Below are 268 nucleotides of genomic sequence, written 5' to 3'. Positions count from 1 at the left end.
AAATCTCTCTGGGTTCATCCCGGACAGCTGGAGCGTAGACCAAATTGAAGACCAATCGGGCGCCCTATACCTTCCAAAAAGATGGTTATTACTACTTTTCGAGACGAGTTCCCTCTGACCTCAGGGCCAATTACCAGACGGATAGAATCGTTGAGGCGCTTAGGACAAAGTCGGCTCAGGTAGCGCGAGGCAGGGCGATGATGGCTGCTGCGAAACTGGATGAGTATTGGTCCCATTTGAGACTGAGTCAGACAGATTTGCCGGGACG

1 protein-coding gene is annotated in these 268 nt (G+C 51.9%); it reads left to right on the top strand.

From position 1 onward, the window contains the following. Positions 1-44: 44 nt before the first annotated feature. A partial coding sequence (locus tag AC1QQ2_RS14595) for a DUF6538 domain-containing protein (protein ID WP_479713691.1) occupies positions 45-268 on the top strand: 224 nt, incomplete at its 3' end.

It is taken from the genome of Aestuarium sp., assembly GCF_023253315.1.
GTDB lineage: Bacteria > Pseudomonadota > Alphaproteobacteria > Rhodobacterales > Rhodobacteraceae > Marivivens > Marivivens donghaensis.
This window is presented reverse-complemented; position numbering and strand designations above follow the sequence as displayed.